At 35.4% G+C, this 13,765-nt stretch carries 16 protein-coding genes and 1 pseudogene; 5 read left to right on the top strand and 12 right to left on the bottom strand.

Going from position 1 to position 13,765, the window contains the following annotated elements; all coding sequences use genetic code 11:
• Positions 1-47: 47 nt before the first annotated feature.
• On the bottom strand, positions 48-308 hold the full coding sequence (locus CUC15_RS05065; protein WP_162800269.1) for a hypothetical protein: 261 nt from the start codon (positions 306-308) through the stop codon (positions 48-50).
• 128 nt (positions 309-436) lie between these two features.
• Positions 437-2,233: a DUF262 domain-containing protein gene (locus CUC15_RS05060; protein WP_114915629.1), complete on the bottom strand. Its 1,797-nt coding sequence runs from the start codon at positions 2,231-2,233 to the stop codon at positions 437-439.
• Positions 2,234-2,418: 185 nt separating this feature from the next.
• Here CUC15_RS05060 and CUC15_RS05055 point away from each other — a divergent pair.
• Positions 2,419-2,744: pseudogene (locus CUC15_RS05055) on the top strand (pyrophosphohydrolase domain-containing protein).
• A 331-nt stretch (positions 2,745-3,075) separates the two neighbouring features.
• Positions 3,076-3,507 (top strand): DUF6376 family protein, encoded by a 432-nt coding sequence (locus CUC15_RS05050; RefSeq protein ID WP_114915628.1) that lies wholly within the window; start codon positions 3,076-3,078, stop codon positions 3,505-3,507.
• A gap of 181 nt (positions 3,508-3,688) precedes the next feature.
• Here CUC15_RS05050 and CUC15_RS05045 read toward each other — a convergent pair whose 3' ends face one another.
• Both CUC15_RS05045 and CUC15_RS05040 read right to left on the bottom strand, forming a co-directional pair.
• Complete coding sequence (locus CUC15_RS05045) at positions 3,689-4,378, bottom strand: hypothetical protein (RefSeq protein ID WP_114915627.1); 690 nt, start codon at positions 4,376-4,378, stop codon at positions 3,689-3,691.
• Positions 4,379-4,572: 194 nt separating this feature from the next.
• A complete protein-coding gene (locus CUC15_RS05040) occupies positions 4,573-5,016 on the bottom strand; it encodes a cell wall hydrolase (protein ID WP_114915626.1) in 444 nt (147 codons plus the stop codon).
• A gap of 304 nt (positions 5,017-5,320) precedes the next feature.
• On the opposite strand from CUC15_RS05040, the gene CUC15_RS05035 reads away from it, so the two are divergent.
• Positions 5,321-5,824 carry an Lrp/AsnC family transcriptional regulator gene (locus tag CUC15_RS05035; protein WP_205317660.1) on the top strand — a complete coding sequence of 168 codons (504 nt, stop codon included), beginning with the start codon at positions 5,321-5,323 and terminating at the stop codon, positions 5,822-5,824.
• Entirely contained in the window at positions 5,821-7,026 is a 1,206-nt protein-coding gene (locus CUC15_RS05030; RefSeq protein WP_114915625.1) for an aminotransferase, read from the top strand. Before CUC15_RS05035 ends, CUC15_RS05030 begins: the two co-directional genes overlap by 4 nt.
• A 167-nt stretch (positions 7,027-7,193) precedes the next feature.
• Here the strand turns inward: CUC15_RS05030 and CUC15_RS05025 are convergent, their stop codons facing one another.
• The 7 genes from CUC15_RS05025 to CUC15_RS04995 all read right to left on the bottom strand — a co-directional run bounded on the left by CUC15_RS05025 (position 7,194) and on the right by CUC15_RS04995 (position 12,409).
• The gene (locus tag CUC15_RS05025; protein WP_114915624.1) at positions 7,194-7,652 is read right to left on the bottom strand and encodes an SRPBCC family protein; all 459 of its coding nucleotides are present in this window, start codon (positions 7,650-7,652) and stop codon (positions 7,194-7,196) included.
• Between the two features lie 106 nt (positions 7,653-7,758).
• Entirely contained in the window at positions 7,759-8,460 is a 702-nt protein-coding gene (locus CUC15_RS05020; protein ID WP_114915623.1) for a hypothetical protein, read from the bottom strand.
• A gap of 229 nt (positions 8,461-8,689) precedes the next feature.
• Positions 8,690-9,127: a hypothetical protein gene (locus CUC15_RS05015; RefSeq protein ID WP_114915622.1), complete on the bottom strand. Its 438-nt coding sequence runs from the start codon at positions 9,125-9,127 to the stop codon at positions 8,690-8,692.
• Between the two features lie 99 nt (positions 9,128-9,226).
• Complete coding sequence (locus tag CUC15_RS05010) at positions 9,227-9,796, bottom strand: GNAT family N-acetyltransferase (protein WP_114915621.1); 570 nt, start codon at positions 9,794-9,796, stop codon at positions 9,227-9,229.
• 263 nt (positions 9,797-10,059) lie between these two features.
• Positions 10,060-11,127: an LLM class flavin-dependent oxidoreductase gene (locus CUC15_RS05005; RefSeq protein ID WP_114915620.1), complete on the bottom strand. Its 1,068-nt coding sequence runs from the start codon at positions 11,125-11,127 to the stop codon at positions 10,060-10,062.
• Positions 11,128-11,142: 15 nt separating this feature from the next.
• Entirely contained in the window at positions 11,143-11,994 is an 852-nt protein-coding gene (locus CUC15_RS05000; RefSeq protein ID WP_114915619.1) for a VOC family protein, read from the bottom strand.
• Positions 11,995-12,007: 13 nt separating this feature from the next.
• Positions 12,008-12,409, bottom strand: a complete 402-nt coding sequence (locus CUC15_RS04995; RefSeq protein WP_114915618.1) for a DoxX family protein — start codon at positions 12,407-12,409, stop codon at positions 12,008-12,010.
• A 138-nt stretch (positions 12,410-12,547) separates the two neighbouring features.
• Between CUC15_RS04995 and CUC15_RS04990 the strand changes: the two genes are divergently transcribed.
• Positions 12,548-12,880, top strand: a complete 333-nt coding sequence (locus CUC15_RS04990) for a winged helix-turn-helix transcriptional regulator (protein ID WP_114915617.1) — start codon at positions 12,548-12,550, stop codon at positions 12,878-12,880.
• A gap of 482 nt (positions 12,881-13,362) precedes the next feature.
• Here CUC15_RS04990 and CUC15_RS04985 read toward each other — a convergent pair whose 3' ends face one another.
• Positions 13,363-13,719 carry a cupin domain-containing protein gene (locus CUC15_RS04985; protein WP_114915616.1) on the bottom strand — a complete coding sequence of 119 codons (357 nt, stop codon included), beginning with the start codon at positions 13,717-13,719 and terminating at the stop codon, positions 13,363-13,365.
• Between the last annotated feature and the right edge of the window lie 46 nt (positions 13,720-13,765).

Below are 13,765 nucleotides of genomic sequence, written 5' to 3'. Positions count from 1 at the left end.
TCCTATTTTCAAATCATCTACAAAAAACGTTTTCGGAAGTAGAATCATCATAAAACCATACCAAAAAATTTTTCAACCCATTCAGGATCTTCTTCACATCCAACTTTTTCACATATACCTTTATGTGCTTTTATAAATTCAGTCAATATACTTTTTAGTACGTTCAGTATTTCATTCGGTTCTCCCCCACTATGCCATTCTTTCAGAAGTGATAATTGCCAATCTTGCAGTCTACTTCTTTCACCTTCTAATTCTGCCCAATCTCCAAAGGTATTAGGTTGCATCCCTGCTTCCATATACCAAGCCAATACAATGGATAATCTCAAGTTATCCAAACATTGCAGAGCATAATAAATTTCTTCTCTGTTTACTATTCTATAAGCTTCGCGGAAATACGCAGAATAGTTGGCAAATATGCCAACTGTTTTTATAAACCTTACAAACTCTGATAAAACGACTTAATCTTATTAGCCATCAAATGTCTTCTCTCATGGAGAAAATCATTATAAGCTGAATAATCCATTTCCAAAATAGAAACCGGAATACAATTCATTTCCAAGTTCAGTTTGAATTGATCTAAGTTATTTATATCCCCTATATTAATCTCTGATTCAGATATTTGTTTTCTTACAATTTTCATATAAATCTCCGGTGCCATATCTCTAATCGTTAGATTAACAACCTGTTCTGCATAAACATAATTTGCTATTTGATTATATTGTCCTCTATTGTTATATCCGTTCTTTTGTAAGTATTTTTTTGGAAATATATGATGTACATCTCCTCTTTCTTCAATTAGTTGTTGAACGGTAATAGATTTCGATAAGAAAGCATGATCTTTATAGTAGATTTGTGCCATGACAAACAAATTAAAATAAGGACTACTTGTAACAGATGTATTCAAATTGGTAGGTAATATATTTTCCCAATAAGCATCGGATAACTCACCAGCTTCAACATCTTTAACATATTCTTTAGGATCTGCGTGAGCTGCGAACCTCTTTATATCATAATCAAACATTGACTCTGGAGAACCTGAATATCTTTCCGTAAGGATGGAAACAACTAGCCATTTTCTTACTATTAAATTTATCTCGGATCCATTAATACCTTTCTCACGTAACAGTAAGAATAACGAATAAGCAAAATTTAGTGCATTTTGCGATCGAATTAATTTTTTGTGGATAATGCCTGCAGATTTTAATATCATAATAAATCGCTTGAAATTGGTTTCATCAACAAATTTGAGAACCCCGTCATTTAGACTATTAAATGATTGCTCAATTATTTCTTCTTTATACTCTCTTGTTTCAAAATCCCTTCCAGAAAGTAAACTCACAAGATTTGAAATAGGACCACGTAAAAATTTAAAAGTAAAAGCTACACGTAAAACATCGGAATAGTTTGGTTCGTATATATTTGTATTGTAGTCCTTTGCCCATTTAATCTTGTTAAAGTTGTCACTGTTTGCAAATTCCATGTCGTTAGTTCTAATATTTTCGTAAATAGACGGACTCTTAATTAAGTGAGAAAAATAATCAATTGATTTCCTAATAAGCGGACCATCATACGTATTATTCACAGATATTTTTGACATCGCAAAATCAGCTTGACTTAAATTCACACCAGCTGAATTAATTCGGATAAATATCTCTGTAACTTTTTCTATATCCAATGTATGAGCTAGTTCAATAATCCCTATGGAACTATTCTTAATCTGAATTAGTTTTTGAATTACATTACTAATAATATCTGGATTAGTTCCTACATTTATCTCACAGAAATTATTTACAAATTTATACACACTAAATTCTGGTTTAAATACTTCAGCTATATTTGGTATCCATTTTTTATCTTTCCGAATCGCTGGATTCTCGACTTCAAATTTTTCTTCCATTGGATTAAATGCTATATTAATAGGCTTTTTCTTATAATCTTTATCAACAACCTCTTTATTAGATATTGCCGCCATTAAGGCGGTAATTCGTTGTTGCCCATCAATTAAGATTCTCTTTCCATGTGATACAGTTCCATCTTTCAATCTTGCATCAGGGTTTTGCCATGTAATAATATAACCCACTGGATAATCCTTATATAAAGAATCTAAAAGGTCTCTTACCTTGGATGACTTCCACACAAATGGGCGCTGTATTTCGGGAATTGCTACTATATCTTGCTCTATCCATCCTAGCAATACATTAACTGTCGTATTACTAACATTATAATTAGACAAACAATCACCTCATGTATATATAATAGATTTTCAATAATTCTTGTAATAACAATATTATTATTGTAAAAATATTTCTTTTCTTCCATTGTCAGATATATTAGTCCATTACATTAAGTTAATTGCATTTGTATATTGTTTGCCCCTTCCACTAATATTCAAACTAACAACCACAAAGGTGTGCTCACATGTCAACTTACAACAAACTCTTTCGTGACCGTATCCCGGAAATCATTCAAAAATCGGGCAAAGACTTAAAAACAGAAACTCTAAATCAGGATCGTTACATTCTAGAACTTAAGAAAAAATTGTTTGAAGAAGTAGAAGAATACCAGATTGCAACTACAAAAGATGATGCATTAGAAGAATTGGCTGATTTGCTTGAGTTGATGATCATCCTTGCTCGTGTCACGGGGCTTCGATAGAAGAAATTGAAAAAAAAATCAGAGTTGATAAAGCAGAGAAGCGCGGAGGGTTTGATGAAAAGCTATTTTTAATTGAGGTTAAGGATTAACTTAAATGTAATATGAGCAATTCCCCTTTTTCCAAAAGGCGCAGTTCTCTTTGAAGAATTGAGCCTAAATATAAAAACATACTATTCTAAACCACAATATAATCTTATGCACTTCCTCAGATTCTAAGGTTCAATAACCTTCTAGTACGCTACTAATAAATTCTTCTCCATAATTGACACTTCCTTCCACTACAATATTCTAAAATGACGGTTTAATCACTTTTAAAATAGACCTTATTACTTTTGCCTTCTTTATTATTAATTCCATTTATTGATTGAGGACAAATTCCAATGTATAAGTTAAAATATAAGCACACGAAAGGAGCTTCAAATGAAAAAAATAATAACACTTTTATTATTATCGATAGCACTTACTGGATGTTCCTTTATTGAGGAAACGAATGATACATTAAACTATGCCACAGAAGCCACGGAATATCTAAATGATTTAAGCAATTTCACGGAAGAAACTTCCGGACTCGTGAATCAAGCAGTTTCTGACCCCGCAGCAAAAGAAGAGCTTGAAACACAATTAATAACTCTAGAAAAATCGATTACAGATTTTAATGCAATCGATGCTCCAGAAATTGCAGATGGAATACATCAAAATCTTACAGAAAAGAATCAACAGCTTCTTGATATTACAGAAGGTATTATTCAAAATGGCGAAGTAGCAGTAGAACAACTTCAGAACTCCGAAATATATCAAACGATTGAGAATATCACTGAACTGAAAACTCAAATTGAAGACCTCGGATTTTAACTGGAACCACTTCTTGGTGAAGTGGTTTTTTCATTTGTTCATTGTCTTATTGATTACCCTTTTCATAGGTAAAAAATAAAATTCTAAGACTAGAGGTCACTGCAGAATTTCTCTTCCTGTGTAATTAATATAAGGAGATCGCCATCTTGGCGATCTCCCAGTTTGGTTTACTAAGTTCTTTTCAGTTCCTTACTGCATTCTTCTTTTTCTCCGCCTCTCTGCGTCTTTGTGCTCTGGTTGTTTTTCTTCTTAATGGCTTTTCCGCTTCAATTTTCGCTTCTTTGTGTTTTAATATAACCGGAGATACAAATGTCATCAATATCAATAAACCAATTAAATACAGAACGGAAAACGCATATATCTTGTGCCCTAAATCAGTCAATTGCTGTAGAACAAGCCCTTCCTGTCCATTCCTTCCAGAGGCAAATCCCCCAACAAGCATGATAACGACCGACCCGACCATAAATCCTTTTCTGATTTTGGAATCTTTTGGATTAAGAATTCCATCAGCAATAACAGATCTTTTTAAAATCGTAAATCCTAAAACAGCCAAATAGATTGCACAAACTACTAAAAAAATAATTGAACCATAGGCAAAAAAGATAAGTGGCATAACGGAATAGAAACCAATATTTAAAATGGCTAAAATAGTCATTACTTCCTTAAAGCGAACCATATCCATACCATTTTTCCACCAACACCATGCAAACGCCAATTCTACAAAACTAATAAATATAAATAAAAGAAAAAGCTCTAGAGAAAAAACTGCCAAGCTGCATAATGCCCCAAAAGAAAGCAAAAAGAATAAGTTCATAGAAACATTCATATGCAGTATAAATTTTTTAAATTTCCTTTCTTGATTTCCTAGCATGTACGACTCCCACATTTCTGCGCTGCCCATAATTACTGTGAATACTACTCTACTATAATATATCTATACAAACCAACTAAACGTAAAAAAGTGTAAATCTTCCTTTTATCCCTTGCAAAAAGGGAACTCCCGCTATCCAGGAAGTTCCCTTTTTGAGCAAGCAAACTCTAAAACAATAAAAACTCCTGTACAACCTAACCCATATAAACACTATCACATGTTCCGGGCAATGGTTCATAAAAACAATGCTGTTTAAATTGACCAGTAAAGGGCTGGTCGAACCATGTTGGTGGACACGGAGCATCAAATGGATTAAAGTACCAAAGAGCATATTTCGCTGGGTGATCTCTCCAGCTTTCCAAATTCCTTCTTGCTAATCTTCTTTCAGAATCTCTGGCTCTTTGATAAAAAACATTGCCTTTTTGAACAGCCTCAAAAGAGTAATTTCCTCCTTGTATCTGAAAAATGACATCTTCAATTGTTCTCACATCTCTAAAATCAATACAATCTGCAACAGCACGATTAACAATTACATTTCCAACATATAGCATCCCTTGTCTTCCTTCACCTTCAGCTTCTGCTCTCATCATCCTTGCCATCAAATCAACGTCTGCCTCTCGGTAAGCTACTCTTGCCATTTTTTCACCTCCAGAATATAGTATGATAAAAAAACGGTATTCATGTCTTTATTAAAAAGAATGCTTTAGTTTTAACGCTAACGTATAAATTAATCCATTCTTTATATATTTATTCAACTATTCTGTCCACTTCAACCTTTCTATTTTACTATTTTCAGACGGAATTACACTGTTTTATTCATTATTAATTCCCTATATCTGTTTCAGTTTCATTCCGAATGATGATATAATTTTCACATTGCATTCTCATCTGTGATATATGATTTGTAAGTTAATAAATTGAGTGCAATGGGAGGCGTATTGATTGAAGTTGACAAATCAAGAGTTAAATATTCTAGCGATATTGGATGAAAATCACCGTGTTTCTGCCAAATCCATTGCAATGCAGCTAGAAATGACGGAAGAAAACGTTAATAAACTGATTAAGAAATTGGAAGAAGAAAAAGTCATCGTAAGCTATCCTACTCTGATTGACTGGAACAAAATTGAAGGAAAAGAAACGATTGTTGCGATGATTGATGTTAAAGTGACACCACAACGCGGAGTTGGCTTTAATGAGATAGCTGAGCAAATTTACCGCTACCCAGAAGTCCGTTCGCTTTATCTGATGTCTGGTACATATGATTTATCGGTAACAATTGAAGGTAAGACCATGCAGGAAATCGCCTTGTTTGTTTCCAATAAATTAGCGACCATTGAAAATGTTGTATCTACGACAAGCCATTTCATGCTAAAAAAATATAAACACGACGGAGTCATTATTGAAGGCGAAGAAGACAAAGATCGGAGAATGGTGGTTTCTCCATGAGTATAGATTATCAGCAGTATCTGTCCACAACAGCAATGAGACTCGAACCATCCGGAATCCGTAAATTCTTTGACCTGGCTGCAAGTATGGATGACGTTATTTCGCTCGGGGTTGGCGAACCGGATTTTATTACTCCATGGAATATTCGAGAGTTTGCCATCGAGGCCCTTCGGAGCGGGCAAACAGCTTATACAGCCAATGCCGGATTACTGGAACTTCGCCAGGAAATCTCCAATTATTTAAACAGAAGATTCCAGGTTGAATATCAGCCGGAAAATCAGATAATTGTTACGGTTGGAGCCAGTCAGTCGCTTGATCTCGCATTCCGGGCCATCTTGAACCCCGGGGATGAAGTACTAATTATCGAACCTGCCTTTGTTTCCTATGCCGCAATTGTAACAATGGCCGGGGGAGTGCCAATCAGAGTTGAAACAAATGCAGATAACGGTTTTAAGGTGACACCTGATCAGCTTGAGGAAGTAATTACTTCCAAGACAAAGGCTATTCTTTTATGTTCACCAAATAATCCGACAGGCACAAGCCTGAATAAGGACGAACTGACGGCAATTGCAGCCGTAGTTGAAAAACATGATCTTCTAGTCGTTTCCGATGAAATTTATGCAGAACTGACATATGATCAGGAATTTACCAGTTTTGCGTCCATTCCAAGTATGTATGAACGGACTATTCTAGTTAATGGATTTTCTAAAGGGTTTGCCATGACAGGCTGGCGCTTAGGTTTCCTTGCTGCACCACGGGAATTAATCAGTGTCATGGTGAAGATTTATCAATATACAACAATGTGTGCACCAACTATGCTGCAAATGGGAGCAATTGAAGCATTGCGCAACAGTTCTGAGCAGGTTGAGAAAATGCGGCAAAGCTACTGGAGGAGACGGAACTTTACCGTTCAGTCACTTAATCGGATTGGGCTGGAGTGCCATACCCCAGGTGGAGCTTTCTATGTGTTCCCTTCGATTAAAAAATCTGGGTTGACATCAGAAGAATTTGCACAAGGCTTGCTTCAGGAGGAAAAAGTTGCAGTTGTTCCAGGCAATGCATTTGGAGCATCTGGTGAAGGCTATATCCGCTGTTCCTATGCTGCTTCCATTGAACAGATCGAGATTGCGATGAATCGAATAGGACGTTATATGGAGTCTCTCGTGAGAACGAAAAACACTGTATTGGAAGAAGTAAAATAAACAAACAGTAGTCAACTGCTCACTACTGCGAGTATCGTCCATTTCATCCCTATTATCGTTATAATTGAAGTTGATCCAATGATTAAAACTCAACAGAATATAGAGGCAAAATTACGACTCAGCTCATGACCGAGTCGTAATTTTGCTGCATAAATAGATGCATACGATTATGAATTACGTGTTTCTGCTTCAGCTACACGTTTCACACGTTCCAGGAATTCAACAACCACCTTATCGGATGCAAAGATTAAAAAGATTTTCACAAACCATTTTAATGGGCGATTAGTAGTTGTATATTTTAAGTATGTTTTATTTTCATTTAGCTTTTTTAATTCATAGAGGGCGGTGATTTCAAACATTTTGGCAAGTGTAAAACCAATTTTCAACTTTCTATGATCCGGTTCATTCAAATATTCCAGTGTTTCCACATCATATTCTTCGATTCGTTTACCTTCTTTATATTTTTGACGATAGACACTTCCAACTATCTCTTCCGTTATTTTAACAGGCTTCTGATCGACAACCTGTGGCATGATTTTTTGCATTTCTTCCAGGGAACCGCCAAAATAGCTCCACACCTGTTCAATCGGAGCATTTATTTCTATATCCCTTGTCCACGTTTTCATAAGTATTCCTCCACCAGTCTAGTTATCTAGACATCCTTTTTCCTATAGTGAATGTTTCATTATCCTTATTAGATTTTTACTTTCGTACACTCTTTTACTCGTTTGCTTAATAATGAACATTTAGCAGTTCGATTAATTCTATAATTTCTTTATCGTCACCTGGGTCAACGTACACTAGCTTAGTATTGTTAATGATGTCCTCCATATCTTCTCGTACTTTTTCTTTGTCTATATCATCAGGAGGAGGAAATCCACCATACCAACGCGATGGAACGTTGTATACATTGATTGTGCCATCTCCATTTCCGCTATAGGTCACTATTCCATCTACTAAGCGGGAACCACGTAATTGAATAACATCCTCTGGATAACCAACATCAGTGCCATCATCAGGATTAAGTAGTGTGCCCGCAGGAATATGTTGAACATCCAATACATCTATCTCTTGATTTGGTCCAAGTTGCCTCCATACTCGAGCAAATTCGATTTGTTCACTAGAATATTGGGATAGTGTTTCATCGTCTTCCTTGTCAACCTCATTCGTTTCACTATTTTCTTGCATGATACTATCCGACTCAATCGATACAGATTCTTCTGAAGTGATATGATTTGCATCATCAATGTCTGATTCCTCTAACTCACTTGTTAACGTGCTTTCTTCTGTTTCGATTGCATCACCTTCTGCAGTTTCGACAGCAGCATTCTTTTCTAAAGAATCGGTTGCAGATTCTTCGTTTGTATTGCCACCACATCCTGCTAGCATAAATAAGACAATAATAAAATAAAAAGTCTTTGTTAACCCTTTCATTCTTCAAACCAATCCTTTCATCATTTTAAAAACAGATAAAGTTCCTAGAGGTATGTATTCTCTAGGACTACCTATCTATAAATCCTTGTTCATTTTACCATATATTGTAAATAGTGATAACTAACCCTTTTTTTAAGAAGGAGTTGGAACTTTTTTAGAATTGGATTAACAATGAATTTTAGTGGCAGGGAAATTGCCTACGATACTCCCCTGCCTTTTAATGATATAATTAGTGATATCTAAACCAAACAAACCATCCTTTTTCCTTACTCTTTGATAGAAAGATCTGACCTTCTGACGCACTGGCACTTTTTCCTTCCCATTTAGGAAAATACAATCTTACTAACCATGATTTATTAGCAACTGCTTCTCCACAAAAGTTTTTTGCCATCTCATAATAGACTTCATTATTTTCTTGTCCAACTGTTTTCGGAAAAGGGAGAGAAGTTATTATCTCCCACTCTGAAAACAGTTCTCCATAATCATCTTTCTCGTAAGTATTATGAACAATTATCCGGAGTGCATTTAATAGTTCATCCTTATCTTTAATAGATGTCTCCTCTAATTGTTTGATCTTTGGACATTCCACAACTGTTTGCGCGTAATTATTGCTTGGTACAAAGGTAATGAAAGTGATTAGCATCGCTGCTACACTTAATTTTTTCATAAACTTCACCTCTGTACTAATATCCCAGCACCCTCAATGTTTATTCAGCAAACCAGTCCATTTCATACAATAAGAAGAATTTGGGCTCAACCGATTTATCTATGTGGCAGGATTTACACTTTTCTCCCAATTTTCTCTTGTTAATTTCATATTAATAGAGTCTATCCATTTCCCTTCAAATTCCAGTTCTTTTTCATCAATACTATCTTTAACAAAGCCAACTTTCTCATAAACATACTTAGCCCTTGGATTGAAGTCAAAAACACTTAAAGTTAGTTGAGCAAGTGTAGTGTTTTTAAATACATAATCAATTATGAGTTGAGTTGCTTCCGTTCCTAGACCACGATTCCTTCCCTTTGGTCCAATAAGTATTCTAAAATTCATACTATGATTTTTTTCATCATATAAATTGATTACTACTTCTCCCACTAGGATTCCTTGAGATTGGTCAACAATAGCAAGATCCATTCGATCGGTTTGTTCATGTCTGGTATTGTACCAATGCAGAATTGATTCTCTTTCCCTATCAAAGTCCAAGCTGCTTCCTGTCAGTTTTATTACTTCATAATCCTTTAAGCATTCCTCAATATATGGAAAGTCTTCATCTTTAAAAGGTCTAAGAACAACCTTTTCCCCTTTTAGTTGAGGTTTATGACCTAAATATACCATCCCGCTCACACTCCCTTATTTATAAAGTCTGTAATCCAAAAGCTAATTTATCAATTCTCCTCCTTTTATCATCAATTATTATTTATGCATACTTTTGACAAAAGCTCCATTATTTTATTTTTTTAGCAAAAATATGATTCTAAAGAAATTAAGAAAATATAAAAACCCTGAATTCGTAAATGTTCATTTTTTACGAATTCAGGGTTGGATTTGCAATATACTGATTCTCACCATTCACAGGAGACGCCCTGCTTTACAACTAGCTATCTGTTTTGACCAATTGCTTTCTTTACCATTGGTGCAACGTTTGTAGAAAGTAATTCAATATTTCTCACTACTTTATCAAATGGGATTCCACCAATATCGATTTGTGCTAAGAAACGTGTATGTCCATATAATTCATGTTGTCGAAGAATCTTCTCCACAACTTGTTCCGGACTACCCACAAACAATGCTGTTTCAGGACTAGCTATTTGTTCAAAGTCATCTCTTGACATTTTTGTCCCCATTCCACGTTGGCGATTAACATAATTCCAATAATTGGAGTAGTATGGGTAGAACTCATCCTTTGCCTCTTCTGTCGTTTCTGCAAGATAGACATGTCCCGTAACTCCGATGTTTAATTTATCCGGTGAATGTCCAGCCTGTAAGCCTGCCCTTCTATATATATCAACGAGTGGCTTAAATCTCATTGGGTCACCACCCAATATTGCTAAGGCCATCCCGACTCCCAATCTTCCTGCACGAGCAGCACTTTCAGGTGTACCTCCAACTCCAATCCAGATTGGTAACTGTTGTTGGACAGGTCGAGGGGAGATCTCCGCGTTATTTAACGGGGAACGAAACTTTCCATTCCAAGATACAATCTCGTTTTCATTAAGCTTTAATAGTAAATCCATATGCTCGCTAAAAAGCTCATTATAATCATTTGTACTGTATCCAAAAAGTGGGAAAGATTCAATGAAAGCTCCTCGACCAGCCAATATTTCCGCACGACCGTCTGAAATCAGATCTAATGTAGCAAAATCTTCATATAGTCGAACAGGATCAAGTGTGCTTAATACACTCGTAGCACTTGTTAGTTTAATATGCTTTGTTGCCTGTGCAATTGCAGATAATACTACTGCCGGAGACGAGACAGCATAGTCTAACCGGTGATGCTCTCCCACACCGAAGATGTCGAGGCCTGCTTCTTCAGCAAGTTTGGCAGCATCCATTATTTCATCCATTCTTTGCTTAGTACTGATTGATTTTCCAGTAAGAGGATCTGGGCCTATATCTGCAAGTGTATATATCCCTACTTCAAAGCCGTTAGTTTCTTTTGTTGGCAATTCTTTACCCCCCTCTTAAAACACTAATTCAATACGATTTCCAGACGGGTCATAAACGATATGTTTTCCATCTTCTTCTATTACTGTTGCCTCGATTTTCCGTAAATTGGTAATCGTTTTATTGAACGCTTCTTCATTAGGTAAAAGAAGAGTATAAGATTCCATACCGACACCATTTTCTGGAGGCTTTGGTGCTCCTACTCCATTCCATGTATTAACACCGATATGATGATGGTATTTACCTGTTGAGAGGAATAATGCCTGACTTCCATAGCGGTTAACCACATCAAATCCAAGACCTTTCACGTAAAATTCTTCTGTCTTTTCTAGTTCAGAAACATGCAAATGGACATGCCCCATTAATGTTCCTTCGGGCAGACCTTCCCATGATTTACCTGGCACACGGTTTTTTAATAATCGGTCAAAATCCAATGGATCAACTGTCATGGCTACCTCTTCACCATTCCAGCTCCATTCAGAAGGATCTCGATCGATATAAATTTCAATCTCATTTCCATCTGGATCATGTAAATATAGTGCTTCACTTACAAGATGATCCGATGATCCGAAACGGATACCTTTTTCTGTAAAGTGGACAACGATATTAGCCAAGTCTGTTTTCTCAGGTAAAAGAAGTGCAAAGTGATACAATCCTGTAGTTCTACCTTGTTTTGGAATGACATTTTCAGGTTGTTCCAGTGATAAGATACTTGTCTTCCCATCTGTAGTCAGTTTTGCTGACGAAGATGTTTGTTCTAAAATATCGAATCCGATTATTTCTTGATAATACTGTAAAGACCTTTGTAAATTCTCTACCTTTAACCTGACATGACCAACATATGTCGTTGGTTTACTGTGGAACCCCATGTTATTCCTCCTATTATTTATTTGAGTTAAATAGTTTGTTATCTAAAGATAAGGCCGATTTACTCGCAAAAATAAAGAAAATGGACATTGCTAGTAATGCTAAATCAAGTTCATACCCTGCCATTTGGCCATTTCCAAGGAAACCTGCTGGAAGTTTTGCTGTAATAATAGCTCCAACCATGATTAATGCAAACAACAAGGAAATAACCTGTGTTCCAAGTCCTAGAATTAATGCAATTCCTCCTACTAGTTCTATAACTGCAACAGCATAAGCCAGAAATCCTGGAACCCCAAGACTGTCAAAATATCCTGCTGTATTTGTAATTCCCCCTTGGAATTTAACTAATCCATGGATGAAGAATATAAGACCTAATATCCCTCTTAAAATAACTTTCCCTATTTCTTGTTTATTCATTTCTTTTCTCTCCTTTTTTATAGGTTACTTTATGTAATAGAGTTTATAATTGTAATATACTAATGTCAAGTAATAAATTTTTTTTTTATAATCAGTTAACTTTTTATGATATATTATAATTTAGAGGTGAATATATAAATGAAAAAACCAACAATCTGTCCAAGGTTTGAAAAAGCCATCTCCCTACTAAGTCAAAAATGGACGGCATTAATTATTTATAAACTATTACTGGGTACACAACGTTTTAGTGAAATTCAATCATCTATCGGCATAAGTGGTAAGGTACTATCGGAGCGATTAAAGGAATTAGAGCACTTGGATATAGTGAAACGTGAAGTCATACCTGATACACCAGTCATTATTGAATACTCCTTAACAGAAAAAGGACAATCTATGGAACCAATTTTGAGAACAATTGAGAACTGGTCTCAGGCTTGGATTAAATCAGAATCTGAGTTACCAACAGATTAATTTTCATTAAAGTTCAACAAATAATTAGAATCCACATGTAGAACAACCATTTTCATCGTTTAGCAGTTTCAGCACAGAAAGCAGAATTTAACCTTGTCAGTTTGAACTACGTAAAGTTTCATTTCTTTCTTATGCCCTGCTAAGTTGCCCAATTAATTAAAAGGATCGCCATGATGACGATCCTTTTATCGTTCAAGCATTTAGTTGTTATAGATGTCTAGAGTTTTCGATTTAATGCTGAAACTTCTGTTTACCATTTTTATATAATCCGAATATACTTTCAATAGAAATCAATAGACCTAATATTAAATAAAACAGTGCCCTTTCCATCTCATTGAAACCTAAAACTGCTGATATTCGTTAAAAATAATGCAAAATTAAGTGAAACACTATTTTAAACCTTCTGTATCCATCATTTGATTTACACAACTTACTTTTTCCTTCTTCGATCTTAATACCTCTCTCTCACCAATTTATTACACCTATTTCTTTAACGGCATAAATAATGCAGGAGTTAATTCCTCACTTTCAATGACAATACCAGTTAATCCTATTTCGGTTTTTGTTTCGTGCCACTCATCTTTTTCCCAAAACACAGCATCCCCGGACTCAACTTTAAAATATTCGTCTTTTTCATTACGGACATACCCCTCTCCGTTTAAGATTAAAAGAAGCTGAGGGACTGCTGCATGGTGGTAGCCCACGATACCATTTTTATCTAAGTACATAGTTCCAATGTTCGTTGTTTTATTTGTTTGGATAATACGAGACATAATGAAATCCGAATTATATTTTGAAATCTTTTTACCAATGTCTTTGTTAAATTTATAAAATTCCATAATGGCCTCCTAGAATAGAAATGTTACTTTGAAAAAATCCGCATGT

This window comes from Oceanobacillus zhaokaii (genome assembly GCF_003352005.1).
Classification (GTDB): Bacteria; Bacillota; Bacilli; order Bacillales; family Amphibacillaceae; genus Oceanobacillus; species Oceanobacillus zhaokaii.
This window is presented reverse-complemented; position numbering and strand designations above follow the sequence as displayed.